Here is a 20,592-nt window from a genome sequence, read left to right as displayed (position 1 = left end):
GAGCCGATGGCGACACCGACCACCCCGTCGATCGAGACGGTCGAAGCGGCCGTCCGCGCGCAGCTGGCCAAGGCGCTCGGCGGGCGACGCGGCATGCTCGAGGCGGCTGTCCCGACCCTGCTGTTCACGCTGATCTGGCTGCCGACGAAGGAGATCAAGCTCGCGCTGGTCATCAGCGCTGCGTCGGCCCTGGTGCTCCTCGTGGTCCGGCTCGTGCAGCGCACGACCACGCAGTTCGTGCTGAACGCGCTGTTCGGGATCGGCGTCGGGTGGTTCTTCGTGCACCTGTCGGCGAGCTCGGGAGGCAGCGCGGACGACCAGGCACTCGCCTACTTCCTGCCCGGCATCATCACCTCGGGCGGCCTGTCGGTGATCACGGTGATCTCCTGCCTGACCCGGTGGCCGCTGGTCGGCTTCATGGTCGGCAGCGTCGCCGGAGACCCGACCGCCTGGCACGACAACCCGCAGATCGTGAAGCTCTGCGTGCAGCTGACCTGGCTGCTGATGCTGCCCGGTCTGGTCGGCGTCCTGCTGCAGGGACCCGTCTGGCTGCTGGGCCACCAGGGCACGCTCGAGGCCGACACCGCCGTCACCATCCTGACCGGGCTGCGGATCGGTCTCGGCTGGCCGCTGCGGGTCGCGTCCTGGTCGGCACTGGTCTGGCTGCTGGGGCGCAACCACACGCCGATCGACCCGGCGTACGACGTGGACCTGGGTCCCGCCGACGGTCGCACCGCGGAGGCGTGACCCCCCTACTGGTGCCCGCCGGGGTTGAGCAACCGCTCGAGGTCCTCCTCGACGTCGGCCTGGCAGACGAACAGCAGCTCGTCGCCGGACTCCACGGGCTGCTCCGGCGTCGGCGTGTAGACCTGGCTGTCGCGGAGGATCGTCACCAGCGAGCAGTTGTCCGGGAACGGGATCAGGCCGGACGGCTTGCCGACGTAGGGGGAGTCCTCGGGCAGGGTCATCTCGACGAGGTTCGCCTGCCCCTGGCGGAAGGTGAACAGCCGGACAAGGTCGCCGACCGTGACGGCCTCCTCGACGAGCGCGGACATGATCCGCGGGGTCGACACGTTGACGTCCACGCCCCAGGCCTCGGTGAACAGCCACTCGTTGTCCGGGTGGTTGACCCGGCCCACCGTGCGCGGCACCCCGAACTCGGTCTTGGCGAGCAGGGAGGTGACCAGGTTGGCCTTGTCGTCGCCGGTCGCCGCGATCACGACGTCGCAGTGCTCCAGGCGCGCCTCCTCCAGCGAGGAGAGCTCGCAGGAGTCGGCGAGCAGCCACTCGGCGTCGGGAACCCGCTCGGGCTTGATGGAGCGGGGCTCCTTGTCGATGAGCAGGACCTGGTGGCCGTTCCCGATCAGCTCGCGGGCGATGGAACGGCCGACGGCGCCTGCTCCGGCGATGGCTACGCGCATGGGACTACTCCGCTTCCGGGCCGGACTCGATGACGGCGTACGCGTGGGTGGCGTTCTCCTCGCGCAGCACGACGTGCAGCAGGTCGCCCTCCTGGATCACCGACTCGCGGGTCGGCAGCATGCCCTCGCCGAGGCGGTCGATCCAGGCGATCCGGCACTTGGACTGTTCCTGGAATTTCACCGTGCGCTCACCGATCCACGGCTCGGAGGCCGGGACCCTGGTCGAGGCGGATGGTGCCGGACGGGTCGCGGAAGTCCGGCTCGGCGCCGGCGGGCAGCAGACGCCGCAGGACCTGGTCGGCGGTCCACTTCACGGTGGCGACCGTGGTGATGCCCAGACGCTGGTAGACCTCGGCGCGGCCGGGGTCGTAGATGCGGGCGACGACCTGCTGGATCCCGAAGGTCTCCCGGGCCACGCGCGCCGCGATGATGTTGGAGTTGTCGCCGCTGCTCACCGCGGCGAACGCGTCGGCGCGTTCGATGCCGGCGTCGGTGAGCACCTGCTGGTCGAAGCCGTAGCCGGTGACCTTGAGACCGTTGAACGACGGGCCGAGACGCCGGAACGAGTCCGGGTTGCTGTCGATCACGCTGACGGTGTGGTTCCGGTCCTCGAGAGAGCGCGCCAAGGTCGAGCCGACCCGGCCGCATCCCATGATCACTACGTGCACGTGCGAAACGCTACTGCACAGCGGAGCCCATCAATGCCTAATGGTGGCCGTCTGTGCTCTACCGTTTCCTCTCGTGATCCTCACTTCGTTCGTCAATGAGCTCTCGGCCACTCGGCCACGAGCAAGCTCGGGCACTCGATAGCCTCGGCTCATGGGTGTTGGTGGCGTATCCAAACGGATCATCCTCGGTCGCAAGCTCCGGAGCTCGCAGCTCGGCGAGACCTTGCTCCCGAAGCGCATCGCCCTCCCCGTTTTCGCCTCCGACGCACTGTCCTCGGTCGCCTACGCGCCCGACGAGGTCTTCATCATGCTCTCGGTCGCGGGCATCAGCGCGTACAGCTTCAGCTGGAAGATCGGCCTCGCCGTCGCGCTGGTGATGGCCACCGTCGTGCTGTCCTACCGGCAGAACGTGCACGCCTACCCGAGCGGCGGTGGCGACTACGAGGTGGCCACGGTCAACCTCGGCAAGAAGGCCGGCGTCACCGTCGCCAGTGCCCTGCTGGTCGACTACGTGCTCACCGTCGCGGTGTCGGTCTCCTCGGGCGTCCAGAACGCCGCGGCGGCGATCCCGTTCGTGAACGGCCACGAGACGGAGTGGGCCTGCGTCCTGGTCGCGATCCTCGCGGCGATGAACCTCCGCGGTATCCGCGAGTCCGGAGCGGCCTTCGCCATCCCGACGTACGGGTTCATGATCGGCGTGCTCGGCATGGCGGCGTACGCGGCCCTGCGCAGCGCCGAGGGCAACCTCCCCGACGTCGAGAGCGCGAAGTACACCTTGGAGGCCGCCTCCGGCTACGGCGGCGACATCAGCACGATCGCGATGATCTTCCTGCTGGCCCGGGCGTTCTCGTCGGGCTGTGCGGCCCTCACCGGAGTCGAGGCGATCTCGAACGGCGTGCCCGCGTTCCAGAAGCCGAAGAGCAAGAACGCCGCGACCACGCTGGCGCTGCTCGCGGCGATCGCGATCACCATGCTGCTCTCGATCATCATCCTGGCCCGCAACATGGGCCTGAAGTACGTCGACGCCAAGGACATCGAGCGCCTCAAGAACCCCGACGGCAGCGCACTGAAGGACGGCTTCGACCAGCACACCGTCATCGCGCAGATCGCCCGCGCCGTGTTCAGCGACTTCTCGCCGGGCTTCTACTTCGTCATCGCGATGACCGGCATCATCCTCATCCTGGCCGCGAACACCGCCTTCAACGGCTTCCCGGTGCTCGGCTCGATCCTGGCCCGCGACGGGTTCGCCCCGCGCGCGCTGGGCTCACGCGGCGACCGGCTCGCCTACAGCAACGGCATCCTCTTCCTGGCCGCGATCGCCATCATCCTCATCGTCGCCTTCCAGGCCGAGCCGACCCGGCTGATCCAGCTCTACATCGTCGGCGTCTTCGTGTCGTTCAACCTCAGCCAACTCGGCATGATCCTGCACTGGACTCGGCACCTGAAGACCGAGAAGAACCCGGCCGAGCGTCGCCGGATGTACCGCTCCCGCGCCATCAACACCTTCGGGCTCGCGATGACCGCCGTCGTCTTCGTGATCGTGCTGCTCACCAAGTTCCTGGCCGGCGCCTGGATCGCGATCCTGGCGATGATCGTCTTCTACGTGATCATGATGCGGATCCGGCGGCACTACGACCGCGTCGAGGCCGAGCTCGTCATCGGCGACGCCGACCCGATCATGCCGACCCGGGTGCACGCGATCGTGCTGGTCTCCAAGCTGCACAAGCCGACGATGCGCGCCCTGGCCTTCGCCAAGGCGACGCGTCCGAACGTGCTGGAGGCGATCTACGTCGGGTTCGAGCAGGAGCAGACCGACAAGCTCCTCGAGGGCTGGGACGAGCGCCGCATCGACGTCCCGCTCAAGGTGCTCTACTCGCCGTACCGGGAGATCATCCGCCCGATCGTCCAGTACGCCGTCCAGATCCGCGAGGCGAACCCGCGCGGAGTCGTCGCGGTTTACATCCCCGAGTACGTCGTCGGCCGGTGGTGGGAGCAGCTGCTGCACAACCAGACCGCCCTGCGCCTGAAGGGTCGCCTGCTCTTCACGCCAGGCGTCATGGTCACCTCCGTGCCCTACCAGCTGCGTGGTTCCGAGGTCGGCAAGGAGCGCGAGGACTGGGAGCTGCTCCGCTCCCGTCCCGGTGACATCCGCCGCGGCGGTCGCGACCGATGAGCCGCCTCCGGACGCCGTACGAGGTCGGCGACCGCGTCGAGGCCACCATCGGCCCCGTCGCTCACGGCGGTCACATGGTCGCCCGCCTCCCGTTCGAGGACACCTCGGTCGTCGTCTTCGTCCGGCACGCCCTGCCCGAGGAGCGCGTCGTCATCGAGATCACCGACGTCGCGAAGCGCTTCCTGCGCGGTGACGCCGTCGAGATCCTCGAGCCGTCGCCCGATCGTGTCGAGGCGCCGTGCGCGCTGGCCGGTCCCGGCGGTTGCGGTGGCTGCGACTTCCAGCACGTAGCCCTGCCGGCCCAGCGCAGGCTGAAGGCAGCTGTTGTCTCCGAGCAGCTGAAGCGTCTTGCCGGGATCGATCACGACGTCGCCGTCGAGCAGGTCCGTGGGTCTGCCGACGGCCTGCACTGGCGCACCCGGATGCAGTACGTCGGACTGCCCGAAGGGCGGTACGGGCTCCGCAAGAACCACTCCCACGAGATCGTGCCCGTCGAGGACTGCCTGATCGAGGCGCCCGGCGCGCGCATCGTCCTGGCCGGAGAACCTCCGGTCCGGGGCACCGTGACCGAGACCGTGCTCGGGCGCTCCTTCGACGTCGCCGGCGACGGCTTCTGGCAGGTGCACCCGGGTGCCCCTGAGACACTCGTGGGCGCAGTGATGGACCTGCTCGCCCCGCAGCCCGGTGAGCGCGCGATGGACCTGTACGCCGGCGTCGGCCTGTTCTCCGCTTTCCTCGCCGAGGCGGTCGGCCCGACCGGCAGCGTGACGAGCATCGAGGGCGACCGGCGGGCCAGTGACCTGGCCGGCTCGAACCTGGCTGATCTCCGCCACGTGAAGACCCGTGCCGGCCGCGTCGACCGGGTCCTGGCCGAACTGGACACGATGGCGGACATCGTCGTGCTGGACCCGCCGCGCGAGGGAGCCCGCAAAGAGGTCGTGGACGCGGTCGTCGACCTGGCGCCACGCGCCGTCGCCTACGTCGCGTGCGATCCTGCGGCACTGGCACGCGACCTCAGCTACTTCGCTGCGCGTGGCTACAAGCTCGCGAACCTGCGCTCGTTCGACATGTTCCCGATGACGCACCACGTCGAGTGCGTAGCGCTGATCGAACGGGTGGGCTGACCGATCAGCCGCGGTCGAGCTTGCGCCCGGCCTGCATCCCGATGAGCCGGGTCACGACCATCGCGATGTAGAAAATGCCGGCGATCTGCTCGAACATCACCACGCTGCGCGCGTGCCCGGTGATGGGCACGATGTCGGAGAGCCCGGTGCTGGACAGCGTCGTCACCGAGAGGAACAACAGCTCGGTCCAGGTGCGCGCCGCCTCCGGGTCTACCGCGGCGGTGAAGGCGCCCGGGTCGAGAGCCTGGACGACGACGTACAGGTGCGCGAAGGCCCAGGCCAGCAAGGTGAAGACCGCGCCGATGGCGAAGAGCTCGTCCACGGTCACGTGGTCGTCGGCGAGCATGTAGTAGAGCATCGCGGCGGCGGCGTAGAGGTACAGCGCGCACTCGAAGCCGGAGGCCCAGGGGGCCAGGTCCTCGTTGTTGCTCACCACCTGGATGGCCAGGAGCACGACGGCCGGCAGAGCGATCAGGATCGCGACCCAGGACAGCAGGGGAGTGGCCCGGACGGCCACGATCGCCAGGCCGAGCACCAGCAGCCCGAACAGCGCGAACAGCTGTCGGCCGGCTACTGAGTCGTCGAGGAACGGGTACAGCAGGATGCCGACCAGCTGGGCCGCCAGCAGGACGGCGCACGGTGTGCGACGTGCGAACGCGATCACGGGTCGAGGCTAGCGAGTGCCCGAGCTTGCTCGTGGCCGAGTGGCCGAGCTCCCGTTGACGAGCGCAGCGAGGATCATGGGCAGAGGCTAGACGGCGGGCCGACTCCTCGGGGAGTTCCCTGGGGCTGCTCCAGAAAGTTTGATATCGTGTATCTTGACATCAAGATATATCTGCGGCCAGCAAGAGTTAGGCAAACCTTCCTTACGCCCGACCGGCTGAGGTGGGCAAGATGGCCCCAGACTTCCAGTTGATCCACCTTCCGACTTGAGGAGAACGCCCGTGGCGAGCGTCGACAGCTTCGGTGCCAAGAGCACCCTGGACGTGAATGGCAAGGCCTACGAGATCTTCCGGCTCGATGCCGTGACCGGTGACGGCGTCGACGTCGCGTCGCTGCCGTTCTCGCTCAAGGTGCTGCTCGAGAACCTGCTGCGGACCGAGGACGGCGCGAACATCACCGCCGACGACATTCGGTACCTCGGCGCCTGGGACGCCGACGCGCAGCCGGACAAGGAGATCCAGTTCACGCCGGCGCGCGTGATCATGCAGGACTTCACCGGCGTCCCCTGCATCGTCGACCTCGCCACGATGCGTGAGGCCATGGCCGACCTCGGCGGCGACGCCACCAAGATCAACCCGCTCGCGCCCGCCGAGATGGTCATCGACCACTCCGTGATGGCCGACGTCTTCGGCACCACCGACGCGTTCGAGCGCAACGTCGAGATCGAGTACGAGCGCAACCGCGAGCGCTACCAGTTCCTGCGCTGGGGCCAGGGCGCCTTCGACGACTTCAAGGTCGTCCCGCCGGGCACCGGCATCGTCCACCAGGTCAACATCGAGCACCTCGCCCGCACCGTCTTCACCCGTGAAGTTGACGGTGAGCTCCAGGCCTACCCCGACACCTGCGTCGGCACCGACTCGCACACCACCATGGTCAACGGCATCGGCGTCGTGGGCTGGGGCGTCGGCGGCATCGAGGCCGAGGCAGCGATGCTCGGCCAGCCGGTCTCCATGCTCATCCCGCGGGTCGTCGGCTTCAAGCTCTCCGGCGAGCTGCCCGAGGGTTCGACCGCCACCGACCTCGTGCTCACCATCACCGAGATGGTCCGCAAGCACGGTGTCGTCGGCAAGTTCGTCGAGTTCTACGGCCCGGGCGTCTCCGCGCTGCCGCTGGCCAACCGCGCCACCATCGGCAACATGAGCCCGGAGTTCGGGTCGACCATCGCGGTCTTCCCGATCGACGAGGAGACGGTCAAGTACCTCAAGCTCACCGGCCGCAGCGAGGAGCAGCTCGCGCTGGTCGAGGCGTACGCCAAGGAGAACGGCCTCTGGCACGACCCGGCCGCTGAGCCGCGCTACTCCGAGAAGCTCGAGCTCGACCTCGCGACCGTCGTCCCGAGCCTCGCCGGCCCGAAGCGGCCGCAGGACCGTGTCGAGCTGTCCAACGCCGCGCCCGCCTTCGCCTCCGAGCTGCCGACGTACAGCTCGAACCCGGACGCGAAGATCCCGGTCACGCTGGCCGACGGCACCTCCTTCGAGCTCGAGAACGGCGCAGTCACGATCGCGTCGATCACCTCGTGCACGAACACCTCCAACCCCTCGGTCATGATCGGCGCAGCGCTGCTCGCCAAGAAGGCCGTCGAGAAGGGCCTCGTCCGCAAGCCGTGGGTCAAGACCACACTCGCGCCGGGTTCCAAGGTCGTCACCGACTACTACGAGAAGTCCGGCCTGACGCCGTACCTCGACAAGCTCGGCTTCAACCTGGTCGGTTACGGCTGCGTGACCTGTATCGGTAACTCCGGTCCGCTCATCCCCGAGGTGTCCGCGGCGATCAACGACAACGACCTCGCCGTCGTCTCGGTGCTCTCGGGCAACCGCAACTTCGAGGGTCGGATCAGCCCCGACATCAAGATGAACTACCTGGCCTCCCCGCCGCTGGTCGTCGCCTACGCGCTGGCCGGCTCGATGAAGGTCGACCTGTTCAAGGACCCGCTGGGTCAGGACTCCGACGGCAACGACGTCTTCCTCAAGGACATCTGGCCGAGCCCGTCGGAGGTGGAGGAGACCATCGCCGCGGCGATCAACTCCGACATGTTCGGCGAGTCCTACTCCGACGTGTTCGCCGGTGACGAGCGCTGGCGCTCGCTGCCCACGCCCGAAGGCAACACCTTCGAGTGGGACCCGAGCTCGACGTACGTCCGCAAGGCTCCGTACTTCGACGGCATGCCCGACGAGCCGACCCCGGTCAGCGACATCGAGGGCGCGCGCGTCCTGCTGAAGCTCGGCGACTCGGTCACCACCGACCACATCAGCCCGGCCGGTGCGATCAAGAAGGACAGCCCTGCTGGTCGTTACCTCGCCGAGCACGGCGTCGAGCAGCGCGACTTCAACTCCTACGGCTCGCGTCGCGGCAACCACGAGATCATGATCCGCGGCACCTTCGCGAACATCCGGCTGCGCAACCAGCTGGCCGAGGGCACCGAGGGTGGTGTTACCCGCGACTTCACCAACGGTGGCGAGGTCACCTCGGTCTACGAGGCCTCCGAGAACTACATCGCCGCGGGCATCCCCCTGGTGGTTCTCTCCGGCAAGGAGTACGGCTCCGGCTCGTCGCGCGACTGGGCGGCCAAGGGCACCTCGCTCCTGGGCGTCAAGGCCGTCATCGCCGAGTCCTACGAGCGCATCCACCGCTCGAACCTGATCGGCATGGGTGTCATCCCGCTGCAGTACCCCGAGGGCCAGAACGCCGAGTCGCTCGGCCTGACCGGCGAGGAGACCTTCTCCATCACCGGTATCACCGAGCTCAACGAGGGCCGTACGCCGAAGACCGTCAAGGTCACTGCCGGCGACGTCTCCTTCGAGGCGGTCGTCCGGATCGACACCCCCGGTGAGGCGAACTACTACCGCAACGGCGGCATCATGCAGTTCGTGCTGCGGAGCCTGCTGAAGGGCTGACCCCGCCGCCGGTCGTCGAGCTTGCCGAGACGTCGGGACCACGCCGGTCGTCGAGCCTGCCGAGACGTCGGAACAGTCCCGGTCGTCGAGCCTGCCGAGACGTCGGAACAGTCCCGGTCGTCGAGCCTGCCGAGACGTCGGAACGCCCCGGTCATCGAGCTTGCCGAGACGTCGGAAACTTTTCTCCACCAGCACCCAACCTTTCGGCCCCACCCGTGCGTGACACGGGTGGGGCCGAAGGCTTTCTGGAAGGGTGAGAACCGATGGACGATCTCGGAGCAGCGCTGCGTGAACTTGCCGGACAGGCAGTCGCACCGTCGGTGAACGACCCCGCCGGCTTGTGGAAGCAGGGACGGGCACGCGTGCGTCGGCGCCGGCTCGCTGCTGTCGGGGTGGCTGCCGTGCTCCTGGGCGTCCTGGCAGGGCTCGGTACCTACGTCGCGGTTCCGACGGCGTCCGTCGTACCCGTGCAATCGCCGCACGCTCCGGCTGTTCCCAAGAACGTCTGGCAGGGTCCCGACTGGCTCCCATCCACCGCGGACGAGGGCCCGGTGGGAACCGTCGCTGCTCTCGGCGTCCGCCGGGACAAGTACAGCGAAGGGCGCTTCGTGGTCTCAGCGCGGACGGGGGAGTACCGACTCCTCGAGCTTCCCGGGTACCGAGCGCTCTACGCGGAGTCGCACCTGCAGCTCTCGCCTGATGGCAATCACATCGCTTACTGGTACTTCGACAAGGCGGGCATGAAGTCCGAACGAGCCTTGCCCAAGGGTGCCGCGGTGTACGACACCCGCACAGGCGACGTCGTCCGCTGGCCGTACCCGTACGCAACCGATCCGAAGTTCTCGCCGTACAGCGTGCGGAGTCTGCTCTGGATCGACAGGGGCCACCTTGCTCTCTTTGGTGCGAGTGACGGACCGGGTGAAGGCTACGAGGACCGCACCTTCGTCTGGGACATCGGAATGTCGACTCCCGAGCTCTTGAACTTCGAGTTCCCTTCGGTCGGGAACGTTGGTCCTCCCAACCTGGACGGGCGAATCCTGGGGAAGACGGTTCCGCTCGACGACGACCGGCATTACGGATTCATCGCGGGCTCCGGCAGGCTCACCCCCGGGTCGACGGTCACCCTGCCGCCGTCGGACGGCGAATACGACTACACCGAGCCGACGAGGCAAGGGTCGCTGGTGGTGGTCAACCACTTCGGCTTCGACCGACGTGTCCTCGTGGGTGAGGCGGACCGGCGAGGGGTCGTCAAGCGCGTGTCCCCGATCGCAGGCTTGGCCGGCGCGGAGGTTCTCGGTTGGCTCGACGCGAAACACGTGCTGTCCCTGACGCACCCTGCAGGTGCAGGGGAGCACCAGCTGTCCATCACCGATCTCGCCACTGGGATGACGAAGAAGGTCGGCAGCGCGGAGGGTGCAGGCGGCGAAGATTACAAAAACCCAGACGGGTCGCCGTTCTTCCAGGTTGCCACCGACCTGCTGGGAGAGCCTTTGGTCGAGGGAGTGCATCCACCCAGCCTCGACCCGCGTCTGAGGATCGCGGGTCTAGTTGCTGGCGGAGTCGTGCTGTTCGTGGCGCTTGCTGCAGGAGCATGGGCCCAACGGAGGCGACGTGTCTGAGCTCGAGGACTCGTTCACTGACTACGTCAACGGGCGTCGTCCCGCGCTCGTGCGCATGGCGTACCTGCTCTGCGGAGACGTGCACCTGGCCGAGGACCTGGTGCAGGCGGCTCTCGTCAAGGCCGTCGCGCGATGGGCGCGCATCGGCGATCAGCCGGAGCCATGGCTCCGCAAGGTCATGGTCAACGACCACATCTCCCGCTGGCGGAAACACGGGAGCCGCGAACGGTTGTTCGCGTCGTTGCCCGATGCCCCAGGTTCGGCAACTGATCGCGACCACGATCTCGCCCGCGCCCTGCGTTCTCTCGCCCCCAAGCAGCGAGCCGTCATCGTCCTGCGCTACTACGAGGACCTGACCGAGGCCGAAACAGCCCGTATCTTGGGGGTCTCCCTCGGCACGGTGAAGTCCCAGCACAGCGATGCCCTGGCCCGCCTGCGCGGCATGCTGCCGACCCTCCACGCAGCCGCGAAAGAAATCTGACCCGAGCACCCCACCTTCTTGCCACCTCGTCGCGTCGTAACGAGCAGGATGGCCTTGGCAGGAGGAAGCATGCGTACCGAGCTCGGTGAACGGTTGGACGACCTGGCGACCCAGGCGCCCGCAGGGATCTCTGCGGACGGCCTGTGGGACCGCGGTCGTCGCCGGCAGCGCGTACGCCGCGCGGCAGGCACTGCGGCGGCTGCCGCCCTGACACTGGTCGCGGTGCTCGGCGGCGTACAGGTCGCGCGGGACATGGATGGGCCACCCCAGCCTGCCGACGAGCCTCGCGGTCTCGGGCACCTCCCGAAGCGTCTGTACGAGCCATCGGCGTGGACACCGGGCACCGACGAGGCCGGTCCTCCTGGACGGCTCGCCGCTCTGGGCGCGAGCGACCGGAGGCGCTCGGTGAACTGGTTCACCACGGTCAGCTACACGGGGATCTACGGTGTCTCGGCCGTCGACGGCTCGATCCGGTTCCTCGACCTCCCGACCACCGACGACAAGACGATGCCGGGGCAGATCCGCGACGCGGCCCTGTCTCCCGACGGCCGGACCGTCGGCTTCGTCCGCTCCGACGACACCCCGACCGCGGACTCGCACGCGGTCGGCTGGGGCCTCTACGACACGGTGACGGGCAAGGTCACCGAACTGGCGGATCCTGACGTCAGCCGCCCGGAGATCGATTTCGTCGGGCAAGAGCTTCTCTTCAGCGGGGACTCCCGGTACCTGATCACCGGCTACGCCCCGGACGGCCAGACCGACGACAAGGCCGACTCGTACGTCGCCTGGGACGTGCGCACCGGAAGGAAGACCGTCATCGAGGGACCGGGGGAGAAGTGGCTCCCGAACCCCGGCTCTGCCCCCTCGGGCATCGTCTGGTCGCGCGACCGCAACGTCTACCGCTTCGACCCGGCGACCGGGCAGCGGCAGACGTTGCGCACGGCGATGGACGCGGGCACGGCCTCCTTCGGTCCCGACGGGACGGCGTTCGCGTACGTCGGAGTACCGCCGGTCGACCCCGATCCTGACGTGTCGACGCCGTGGCCGCTGTTCGTCGGGCCGGACAGCAAGCACCTCCGGGTCGTACCCGGGATCACCGACGTCCGCGACATTCTCGGGTGGGTCGACAGCACCCATGTCGTCGTGGTGATCAAGAACGTCGACTACGCGATCGTCGACATCACCGATGCGACCGCCGAACGCGGGACCATCGACCTCGGCCAGGACGACCTGCTGCGCTCGCGGTTCGCCTCAGACCTCTGGGCGAACCCGCTCGTCGACGGCACCAAGCCGGAGCAGTACCGCAACCCGGCCATCGCGCGCGCGACGACGACCGGTGCCGTGGTCGTCGGACTCGTGTGCCTCGTCATCTGGTGGAGGCGGCGTGTCTGACCGTCCCGACTTCGAAGCCTTCGTGGTGGCGCGCTCCGGTGCGCTGCTCCGTACGGCGTACCTGCTCACCGGGCACGGTGCGGACGCCGAGGACCTGCTTCAGCGTGCCCTGATCAAGGCGGTGCCGGCCTGGTCGCGGATCGACCACGACCCGGAGTCCTACGTCCGCAAGATCATGGTGCGGGAGAACATCTCGCGCTGGCGCGGTCGGCGGTGGCGCGAGGTCACGACCGACCGACTCCCCGAGTCGCCGTCGAGCGACCCCGCGATCGAGGACCGGCTCGCCCTGGCTGCTGCGCTCGCCACCCTGGCTCCTCGGCAGCGAGCGGTGATCGTGCTGCGCTACTTCGAGGACCGGACCGAGGCCGAGACGGCGGAGCTGCTGGGTATATCGGTGGGAACGGTGAAGTCCCAGCACCGTGACGCGATCGCCCGGTTGCGTGCGGTCCTCCCGGTCGCGGAGGTCGCTAGCCTGCTGGGGTGAAGGTGCCGTCGGCGATCGCAGCGCTTGCCCGCCCGCGCTGGTGGCGTACCGGCAACGCGTGCTTCCCGCTTACCGCCCGCATGTTCGGTAGCTGGTGGGTCCTCCGCGTCAACGGCTTCCCGGACCACCCGCTCTACACGCTGTTCGTGGACCAGGTCGGGCAGGGCGACCTCGACGATCTGCCGAGGCGCTGGGGCAAACCGGACAGCGTCGCCGGTCCGCAGCTCGAGGGGGCCGATCAGCTCGCGGTGCTCGATGGTCTCGACAAGTTCGAGGTCTACGGTTCCGAGCGCGGAGAGCCGTGCCAGGGTCTGTACTGCTGCGGGTGGGAATGAGCCCCTGACCTAACCTGACTCCATGATCGTCGCCATCAGCATCAGCCCGTCCGGAGCCGACGAGACCGGGGGTGTTAGCGAGGCCGTCGCCGAGGCCGTCCAGGTGATCCGCGACTCCGGTCTCCCCAACGAGACCAACTCGATGTTCACCAACATCGAGGGGGAGTGGGACGAGGTGATGGCCGTCGTGAAGGCAGCCGTGTTCAAGGTCGCCGAGACGTCCCCTCGCGTCGGATTCGTGCTCAAGGCCGACATCCGCCAGGGCTTCGAGACCGGTCAGATGACGGCGAAGGTTGAGCGGGTCGAAGCGGCGCTGGAGAAGAACGCGTGACCCGACAGCTCGTCGTCTGGATCGACGACTGGCAGTGGCAGTGCTGCGGCGAACCGTTCCAGGTCGGCTCGGAGGTCGACTGGACGATGTCGGACCAGCCCGATCGCGACTGGCTCGTCCCGGTCCTCGGGGCGGAGCTCGCTGGCTCGTTGACCCACGCTGAGGACCACCACGGCGGCCTGGAGAACAGCCACGCCGGGATCGCCGCCACGGTGCAGCGCATCCGGGCCGTGAGCAGCGAGTACGGACCGAACCCCGACCTCCCGCACGAGAACGCGATCTCGCCTATTCCTGGCACCGGGCTGATCGAGGACGTCGCCGAGGGCACCGGCCACCACAAGCCGGGCGGCGGCCGCCGCTTCGTCGGGTACGTCGTCGACCTCGTCGCCGAGTAACCCCGCCAGCGCTGTGCTGGGATGGGGTCATGGCAGTTCTCGAGGTCGACAGCCTGTCCAAGTCCTACGGTGCCCGTACGGCGCTGAACGGGACGACGTTCTCGGTGGGAGCCGGTGAGATCTTCGGCTTCGTCGGCTCCAACGGAGCCGGCAAGACCACCACGATGCGGATCATCCTCGGGGTGCTCGCAGCGGACTCCGGCGCGGTGCGCTGGGACGGCCGCGCGATCGACGCGGACCTGCGTCGTCGGATCGGCTACATGCCCGAGGAGCGCGGTCTCTACCCGCGGATGAAGGTAGGCGAGCAGCTGGTCTACCTCGCCCGGCTCTACGGGATGGACCCCGCGGCGGCGCGCGCCTCGATGGAGCGGTGGACCGAGATCCTCGGCGTCGCCGAACGTCGTGACGACGAGGTCGTCCAACTCTCCCTCGGCAACCAGCAGCGCGTTCAGCTGGCCGCGGCCCTGGTGCACGAGCCCGACCTGCTCGTGCTCGACGAGCCGTTCTCCGGCCTCGACCCGGTCGCCGTCGACGTGATGAGCGGTGTCCTCAGCGAGCGCGCGGCCGCTGGTGTCCCTGTCCTGTTCTCCTCCCACCAGCTCGAGCTCGTCGAGCGGCTCTGCGACCGCGTCGGCATCATCGCGGCAGGGGAGATGGTCGAGGTCGGTGCGATCGACGACCTCCGCCGTCACGAGGTTCCACGCTGGCGGGTCGACGGACCGACCGCCGAGGCTTGGTCTGCAACCGTGCCCGGTGCACGCGTGCTCGTCGCCGACGGCGCCAGCACCGTCGTGGAGATCGACCCGGACGGCACGACGACCGAGCAGGACGTCCTCGCCGCCGCGCTGAAGGCAGGCCCGGTCCACGGCTTCGGGTTGGAGCGCCCGTCCTTGACCGAGCTCTACCGCGACGTCGTCACCCAGCGGGCCGCGACCGAGGGGGCAGCGTGAACGCCTCCACGGTCGTCCGGCTGGTCTCCGGCCGCGAGATCCGGGCGAAGGTCACCTCGAAGTCGTTCCTGCTCGCGACCGGAGGGCTGCTGGCGATCGTGGTGCTCGGCGGCCTGCTGATCAAGGTCGTGGGCACCTCGGACACCTTGAAGGTCGGCGTCGTCCCGGAGACGGCAAGCCTGTCGTCCTCGGTCGAGACGCTGGCCGGCAAGACCGACATCGACACCAAGAAGGTGGCCGACCGGAAGGCCGGCGAGAAGCTGGTGAAGTCCGGCGACCTCGACGCGCTGCTCGTCGGTACGCCGACCAAGCTGACGGTCGTCGTCGAAAACGACCTCGACGCGACGCTCGAGTCGGTGTTCACCGCGCTCTCCCAGCAGCAGGCGCTCGCGGGCGAGATCAGCAGCCTCGGTGGTGACCCGGACAAGGTCGCCGGATCGCTGGCCTCTGCGGTCCCGACGGTCAAGGAGCTCGACCCGAAGGAGCAGGACGGCGGCCAGGTCGTCGCGGCGTACGTCGTGGGGATCCTGATCTTCCTGGGCCTGATCACTGCCGGGCAGCTCGTGGCCCAGGGGGTCGTGGAGGAGAAGTCCAGCCGGGTCGTCGAGCTGCTGCTCGCCACGATCAAGCCGTGGCAGCTGATGGCGGGCAAGGTGCTCGGCATCGGCGCCGTCGGGGTGCTGCAGCTGGTGGTCGTCGTGGCCGGAGGCGTGGGCAGCGCGACCGCCTTCGGGCTCCTCGACACCAGTGAGCTCAACCTCGGCGCCACCGCGCTCGCGGCGATCGGCTGGTTCGTGATCGGATTCGCGTCCTACGCCCTCGTGCTCGCCGGGCTGGCGGCACTGGTCTCACGTCAGGAGGACGTGAGCTCGGTGATCTCGCCGGTGATCACGCTGATGGTCGTCCCGTACGTCATTGGGGTCTCGGTGGGCACCTGGGACCCGGAGAATCCGCTGGTCGTCTGGTTCTCGCGCATCCCGTTCACCTCACCGATGGTGATGCCGATCCGGATCGCGGGTGGCGGCGTCGCGGCCTGGGACGTCGCCTTGTCCGTCGGCCTGTCGTTGGCCGTCCTCCCGATCCTGGTCTGGCTTGCGGGGCGGCTGTACTCGAACGCCGTGCTGCGTACCGGCGACCGGGTCTCTCTCGTGGCCGCTCTCCGGTCCGAGCCCAAAAGCAAGAACTGAGCCGTCCCCCCAGGGCGGCTCAGTTCTTGTACCGACTGCAGTCGGTGGGTTCCCGGACCCCCGGGACGGCTCAGGACAGCTGTGAAGAACAGGGTCAGGCAGGCGCGGGGCTCAGGCGCCGGCGGTGAGCAGCTGCTCGAGCCAGGCGTCGATGTCGGTCTGCTCGGAGCCGACCGGCACGGCCTCGATCGAGGCGTAGACGAAGTCCTGGATGGCGCGGGTCGGGAACTGCAGCAGCGTCTCGCCGGCCGGGGAGTCGAGCTCCACGATCACGACGGCTTCGCCGCACGGGCTCAGGCAGGGCCAGACGTGCACGTCACCGTCACCGGTGGGCTCGTACTGGCCTTCAACGAGCAGGTCCCGGGCGAAGGTCCAGTTGACCGGGCCGGCGACGGTGCTGAGCGTCATCGTGACCGCCCACGGGTCGGCGGGGTTGTAGCTGAACTCGGCCGAGAGGTCGTGGTCCTGCTCGGCCTCGACGGTCGCGATCTGAACGGCCATCGTGCTGACGGTGGTGGTGAGGTTCCGGTCCATCATCTTCGTCCCTGTCCTGAGTAGTTCGTGTGCTGTTCTTCGGCACTGGAACGGGGAACATTCGATTTCATGACACGAAACGACTTCAGTGGTCCAGTTCAATCTGCCCAGTGGTCCAGTTTCGAGTGCCCATATGTCCGTATTGACTCGGTATGACCGGCGTCACACGCAAAGAGGCCCAGCCGGTCCGGCTGGGCCTCTCTGAACGGGCGAATCGGTTGGAACCGGTCAGGCACTGACCTTCGAGCGGTCGATCGACCCGAGGATCGGCTCGGATTCGATGATGCCTTCCTCGCTCGGGGCGAGACCTTCGGAGAAGACCTTGGCGGCCTGGCGAGCGCGCAGCTCCAGGTGCGCCTCGGCCGGCTTGTCGTAGCCGTAGAGCTCACGCGCCTCCGCCGGCGTCCGCACGACCGGCTCGGTGGGCGTGACGCCGTAGAAGATCGGCGCGACCACCGGCTTGGTCATGGGGGAGAGGAAGCCGAGGAGCTCCAGCTTGACACGCTTGTTGGTGTTCGCGACCAAGAAGGCGATCTTCATGACCGGGACCACGCCCAGGTCGACCGCGCGGGACTGCTTGATCCCGCCCATCTCGCGCATCCAGCGCGGCATGGTGGTGATGGTCGCTGCGCGCAGCGTCCGGCCGACGACCCAGCTCACGGGGGCGAACACGCGCGGCATCGGCGGCAGCATCACCGACGCGTCGAGGAGGTGGTGCATCGCCTTCCGGGCGATCCCGGAGCCGATCAGGTGCGGCTTCATCTCCTCGTAGTACGCGCGCAGCTCAGCACGCGTCGCCGGGATGTCGTCGGGAGAACAGGTCTGCAGCTCCGCGGCGACGGCGCACTCCGCCCAGTACTGGCGCTCCTCGGCCTCACTGAGCTTGCCGGGGCCGTACATCTCGTACGCCTTGAGGATCGAGTGCCAACCGGTCAGCTGGATCCAGAGCTGAGACTCCGGGTCGTTGGCGTCGTACTGCTTGCCGGTGACCGGATCCGTGCCCACGGCCTTGGAGTGCACCTTCACCAGAACGTCCGCCGCCTGGGATGTCGATCGGGTGTCGGCGAACGCGACCATCGCGAAGTAGCGCAGCGTCCGGTCGTACCGGGTCCTCGGGCGGGCGTAGATGCCCTGGGTCTTGTCGACGGCGGCGACCAGCGCCGGGTCGAGCTCCTCGATGACGACGGCGCGCTGGAAGCCAACCGTCAGGGAGGTCGGGTAGCTCCAGACCTTCCAGGTGACGGAGTCAGGACCGAAGAAGCCGTAGTCCTCGTGCGGGGTGATCTCGGGCTTGCTGAAGAGTGCCATGCGCCAATTACTACACGCCTGTAGTAATTGTGCAATAGACTGTTCGGGTGCCCGCGAAAGAATCTGCGCAGAAGGCGGCTCGCCGCCCGTACGCCGCCCGGGTCCCGGCAGACGTACGCCGCGCGCAGCTGCACGACGCGGCACTGAGGATCATCGTGCGCGACGGCTACGACGCGATCTCGATCGAGACGATCGCCCAGGAGGCCGGCGTCACCCGTCCTGTCGTGTACGGCGTCTTCGCGGACCTGCGCGACCTGCTCACCACCCTGCTGGACCGGCAGCAGGCTCGGGCCTTGCAGCAGCTCGCCGAGGTGCTGCCGCCGTCCCCGGACCTCTCCGACCCCGACCGCCTGGTTGCCGAGACTGCACGCCGGATGATCGATGCGGTCCGAGGCGACCCGATGACCTGGCAGCCGATCCTGCTCGCCCGCACCGGCATGCCCGAACAGGTCCGAGCGCGCATCGACACCGACCGCGCCAACCTGACCACCCAGATCGCTGGACTGCTCGAGCTCGGCCTTGCGATCCGTGGGGGACCGGTGCTCGACCCCGAGGTGCTGGCGCACGCGATCGTCGCCGTCCTGGAACACTTCGGCCGCCTGCTGCTCGCCGAGCCCGACCTGTTCGACACCGACAGGCTGGTGGCGACGATCACCGGACTTCTCGGCGCGCTGAAGTAGGAGAGCTCTTCCCTCGTTCGAACAGGTGTGCGAACATAGAACACATGTTCGCACCGCGCTCCGAGCCCGCCCCCGTCCCTCGCTCGATCCCGATCGGCGGAGCGCCCGTGGCGCCTCCTGGCTGGCCCAGCCAGGTGCGGCCACCCGACTCCCCGGAGTGGGAGCGCACGGCCACCAACTGGCTGCTCGACATCTGCCCACCTGAGTACCGCGACTACCCGGGGCTGCGACGCCACCCGGCGATCCTCGCCCGGTTCGCGGTCCTGCACGTCGAGGCCGGTCAGGCTGCCGTCCAGCGGGGCCTGAGCGAGGTGCGCGGGCTGCTGCGCGACATCGCCTCGCACGCCGAGGTCGCTGCCGCGGTCGACGTCTGGCAGAGCGAAGGGGCCCGGCTGATCGCGACCCGTCGAGCCGTCGGGCTGGTCGAGGACGCCCTGCGCGGGCAGAGGTACGCCGCCCGGATGGCCGCCCGCACCGCCTGACCCGTCGGCGCATCTGCCACAGTGGGCCGCATGGCCGGCCCGTACCACTCCCGACTCGCCGTACTCCTGCTCGTCGACGACCGCGGCTGGGTGCTGCTGCAGGAGCGCGACGAGCACGCGCCCCGCGCTGCGAACCAGTGGGGCATGGTCGGAGGTCACGTCGAGGACGGTGAGGAATTCGAACCCGCTGCCTACCGCGAGCTTGCCGAGGAGACCGGCATCGAGCTGGAGGCCGGTGACCTCACCCTGTGGCGCGAGGACGAGTACACCTATCCCGACGGTCACCACGGGCTCTACCAGATCTGGGCAGCGCGCACGGAGATCACCGACGCCGACATCGTGGTGGGTGAGGGGCGCCGGATCGTGTTCGTCGACCCCCACGAGATCCCCGCTCTCGACCTGGCTGGCTCCTCGCGGCACTTCGTCCCCGAGTTCCTGACCTCCGACCTCTACGCCACCTTGCGGAGCGCGCTGTGAAGCCGCTGCGGATCGTCCCGGTCCCGGCGCACGGCACCGAGGACGTCCTCGTCGGCCCGGATGGCACCGTCTACACCGGAACCGCAGATGGCGACCTGCACGCGCTCGCACCCGACGGCTCCAGCCGCATCGTTGGGACCACCGGCGGTCGTCCGCTCGGGCTCGAGCTGCTTCCCGACGGGCGCCTGCTGGTCTGCGACGCCCACCACGGCCTGTTGGCGGTCGACCCGCGCGACGGCGAGCTGGAGACCCTGGTCGACTCCTTCGACGGTCGACCGCTGGTGTTCTGCAACAACGCCGCGGTCGCGACCAACGGGGACATCTGGTTCTCCGACTCCTCGACCCTTTTCGGGATCGAGGACTGGCGCAAGGACTTCGCGCGCAACACCCGCACGGGTCGCCTGCTCGTACGCCGTGCCGACGGGTCGGTCGAGCTGGTCCTGGACGGACTCGCGTTCTCCAACGGGGTCGCGCTGGCGGCGGACGAGTCCTACGTCGCGGTCGCGGAGACCGTCGCCAGGACGGTCGTCCGGTGGTGGCTGACCGGGCCGAGGGCGGGGGAGCGCGACCTGCTCTGCTCGGACCTCCCCGGCTACCCCGACAACATCGCTCGCGGCTCCGACGGTCTGATCTGGGTGACGCTTCCCTCGACGCGGGATCCGCTGGTCGAGCGGATCCTCACGCTGCCGACGCCGTTGCGCAAGGCGCTCTCGAACATCCCGCAGGGCCTCCAGCCGCAGCCCAAGCGGGTGGTGAGGGTGATGGCCTTCGACGACGCCGGCACCTGCGTGCACGACCTGGAGGGCGACGCGACCGGTTTTCACATGGTCACCGGGGTCCGCGAGCACGCGGGGCAGGTGTGGCTCGGGAGCCTGGAAGAGGCGGCAGTTGCGGTGATCTCGCTGGGCGCCGACTAGAGTAGGACTTCACCGTT

22 protein-coding genes and 1 pseudogene are annotated in these 20,592 nt (G+C 68.5%); 17 read left to right on the top strand and 6 right to left on the bottom strand.

The genetic code is table 11. From position 1 onward, the window contains the following. Positions 1–6: 6 nt before the first annotated feature. On the top strand, positions 7–747 hold the full coding sequence (locus ABIE44_RS00865) for a DUF3159 domain-containing protein (RefSeq protein WP_209713524.1): 741 nt from the start codon (positions 7–9) through the stop codon (positions 745–747). Between the two features lie 5 nt (positions 748–752). Here the strand turns inward: ABIE44_RS00865 and ABIE44_RS00860 are convergent, their stop codons facing one another. From ABIE44_RS00860 to ABIE44_RS00850, 3 genes and pseudogenes are all read right to left on the bottom strand, one after another. Then, positions 753–1,421: a potassium channel family protein gene (locus ABIE44_RS00860; protein ID WP_209713526.1), complete on the bottom strand. Its 669-nt coding sequence runs from the start codon at positions 1,419–1,421 to the stop codon at positions 753–755. Positions 1,422–1,425: 4 nt separating this feature from the next. Beyond that, positions 1,426–1,602, bottom strand: a complete 177-nt coding sequence (locus ABIE44_RS00855; protein WP_354437730.1) for a hypothetical protein — start codon at positions 1,600–1,602, stop codon at positions 1,426–1,428. Positions 1,603–1,634: 32 nt separating this feature from the next. Then, positions 1,635–2,074 (bottom strand): annotated as a pseudogene (locus tag ABIE44_RS00850) (potassium channel family protein); the annotation flags it as partial. A 166-nt stretch (positions 2,075–2,240) separates the two neighbouring features. Here ABIE44_RS00850 and ABIE44_RS00845 point away from each other — a divergent pair. Together ABIE44_RS00845 and ABIE44_RS00840 are read left to right on the top strand one after the other, a co-directional pair. Then, on the top strand, positions 2,241–4,262 hold the full coding sequence (locus ABIE44_RS00845; RefSeq protein ID WP_209713530.1) for an APC family permease: 2,022 nt from the start codon (positions 2,241–2,243) through the stop codon (positions 4,260–4,262). Beyond that, positions 4,259–5,386 carry a class I SAM-dependent RNA methyltransferase gene (locus ABIE44_RS00840; protein WP_209713532.1) on the top strand — a complete coding sequence of 376 codons (1,128 nt, stop codon included), beginning with the start codon at positions 4,259–4,261 and terminating at the stop codon, positions 5,384–5,386. The genes ABIE44_RS00845 and ABIE44_RS00840 overlap by 4 nt, the downstream gene beginning before the upstream one ends. Positions 5,387–5,390: 4 nt before the next feature. Here ABIE44_RS00840 and ABIE44_RS00835 read toward each other — a convergent pair whose 3' ends face one another. After that, complete coding sequence (locus tag ABIE44_RS00835) at positions 5,391–6,050, bottom strand: ion channel (protein ID WP_209713534.1); 660 nt, start codon at positions 6,048–6,050, stop codon at positions 5,391–5,393. A gap of 280 nt (positions 6,051–6,330) precedes the next feature. On the opposite strand from ABIE44_RS00835, the gene acnA reads away from it, so the two are divergent. From acnA to ABIE44_RS00785, 10 genes are all read left to right on the top strand, one after another. Next, positions 6,331–9,003, top strand: a complete 2,673-nt coding sequence (gene acnA, locus ABIE44_RS00830; RefSeq protein ID WP_209713536.1) for an aconitate hydratase AcnA — start codon at positions 6,331–6,333, stop codon at positions 9,001–9,003. 263 nt (positions 9,004–9,266) lie between these two features. Continuing rightward, entirely contained in the window at positions 9,267–10,622 is a 1,356-nt protein-coding gene (locus ABIE44_RS00825) for a hypothetical protein (protein ID WP_209713539.1), read from the top strand. After that, on the top strand, positions 10,615–11,103 hold the full coding sequence (locus tag ABIE44_RS00820) for a SigE family RNA polymerase sigma factor (protein WP_209713541.1): 489 nt from the start codon (positions 10,615–10,617) through the stop codon (positions 11,101–11,103). The genes ABIE44_RS00825 and ABIE44_RS00820 overlap by 8 nt, the downstream gene beginning before the upstream one ends. 69 nt (positions 11,104–11,172) lie before the next feature. Continuing rightward, positions 11,173–12,495 (top strand): hypothetical protein, encoded by a 1,323-nt coding sequence (locus ABIE44_RS00815; RefSeq protein WP_354437728.1) that lies wholly within the window; start codon positions 11,173–11,175, stop codon positions 12,493–12,495. Then, complete coding sequence (locus tag ABIE44_RS00810; RefSeq protein ID WP_354437727.1) at positions 12,488–12,979, top strand: SigE family RNA polymerase sigma factor; 492 nt, start codon at positions 12,488–12,490, stop codon at positions 12,977–12,979. Before ABIE44_RS00815 ends, ABIE44_RS00810 begins: the two co-directional genes overlap by 8 nt. Beyond that, a complete protein-coding gene (locus ABIE44_RS00805) occupies positions 12,976–13,314 on the top strand; it encodes a hypothetical protein (RefSeq protein ID WP_209713544.1) in 339 nt (112 codons plus the stop codon). The genes ABIE44_RS00810 and ABIE44_RS00805 overlap by 4 nt, the downstream gene beginning before the upstream one ends. A 22-nt stretch (positions 13,315–13,336) precedes the next feature. Then, complete coding sequence (locus tag ABIE44_RS00800) at positions 13,337–13,645, top strand: thiamine-binding protein (protein WP_209713546.1); 309 nt, start codon at positions 13,337–13,339, stop codon at positions 13,643–13,645. After that, positions 13,642–14,040, top strand: a complete 399-nt coding sequence (locus ABIE44_RS00795; protein ID WP_209713548.1) for a DUF6578 domain-containing protein — start codon at positions 13,642–13,644, stop codon at positions 14,038–14,040. Before ABIE44_RS00800 ends, ABIE44_RS00795 begins: the two co-directional genes overlap by 4 nt. Before the next feature lie 29 nt (positions 14,041–14,069). Then, the gene (locus tag ABIE44_RS00790; protein ID WP_209713550.1) at positions 14,070–14,990 is read left to right on the top strand and encodes an ABC transporter ATP-binding protein; all 921 of its coding nucleotides are present in this window, start codon (positions 14,070–14,072) and stop codon (positions 14,988–14,990) included. Further along, the gene (locus tag ABIE44_RS00785) at positions 14,987–16,177 is read left to right on the top strand and encodes an ABC transporter permease (protein ID WP_209713552.1); all 1,191 of its coding nucleotides are present in this window, start codon (positions 14,987–14,989) and stop codon (positions 16,175–16,177) included. Before ABIE44_RS00790 ends, ABIE44_RS00785 begins: the two co-directional genes overlap by 4 nt. Positions 16,178–16,288: 111 nt before the next feature. Here the strand turns inward: ABIE44_RS00785 and ABIE44_RS00780 are convergent, their stop codons facing one another. Both ABIE44_RS00780 and ABIE44_RS00775 read right to left on the bottom strand, forming a co-directional pair. Next, entirely contained in the window at positions 16,289–16,714 is a 426-nt protein-coding gene (locus tag ABIE44_RS00780; RefSeq protein ID WP_209713555.1) for an SsgA family sporulation/cell division regulator, read from the bottom strand. 225 nt (positions 16,715–16,939) lie between these two features. Continuing rightward, on the bottom strand, positions 16,940–18,019 hold the full coding sequence (locus tag ABIE44_RS00775) for an oxygenase MpaB family protein (protein ID WP_209713557.1): 1,080 nt from the start codon (positions 18,017–18,019) through the stop codon (positions 16,940–16,942). A gap of 47 nt (positions 18,020–18,066) precedes the next feature. On the opposite strand from ABIE44_RS00775, the gene ABIE44_RS00770 reads away from it, so the two are divergent. Genes ABIE44_RS00770 through ABIE44_RS00755 form a run of 4 tightly spaced genes read left to right on the top strand, consistent with a single transcriptional unit; the run spans position 18,067 to position 20,575 of the window. After that, positions 18,067–18,699 carry a TetR/AcrR family transcriptional regulator gene (locus ABIE44_RS00770; protein ID WP_209713558.1) on the top strand — a complete coding sequence of 211 codons (633 nt, stop codon included), beginning with the start codon at positions 18,067–18,069 and terminating at the stop codon, positions 18,697–18,699. A 44-nt stretch (positions 18,700–18,743) separates the two neighbouring features. Next, positions 18,744–19,181, top strand: coding sequence for a hypothetical protein (locus tag ABIE44_RS00765; protein ID WP_209713560.1), 438 nt, complete (start codon positions 18,744–18,746; stop codon positions 19,179–19,181). 30 nt (positions 19,182–19,211) lie between these two features. After that, positions 19,212–19,658 (top strand): NUDIX domain-containing protein, encoded by a 447-nt coding sequence (locus ABIE44_RS00760; RefSeq protein WP_209713562.1) that lies wholly within the window; start codon positions 19,212–19,214, stop codon positions 19,656–19,658. After that, a complete protein-coding gene (locus ABIE44_RS00755; RefSeq protein WP_209713564.1) occupies positions 19,655–20,575 on the top strand; it encodes an SMP-30/gluconolactonase/LRE family protein in 921 nt (306 codons plus the stop codon). Before ABIE44_RS00760 ends, ABIE44_RS00755 begins: the two co-directional genes overlap by 4 nt. Positions 20,576–20,592 lie beyond the last annotated feature (17 nt).

The sequence above is a fragment of the Marmoricola sp. OAE513 genome (genome assembly GCF_040546585.1).
Taxonomy (GTDB): Bacteria; Actinomycetota; Actinomycetes; order Propionibacteriales; family Nocardioidaceae; genus Marmoricola.
This window is presented reverse-complemented; position numbering and strand designations above follow the sequence as displayed.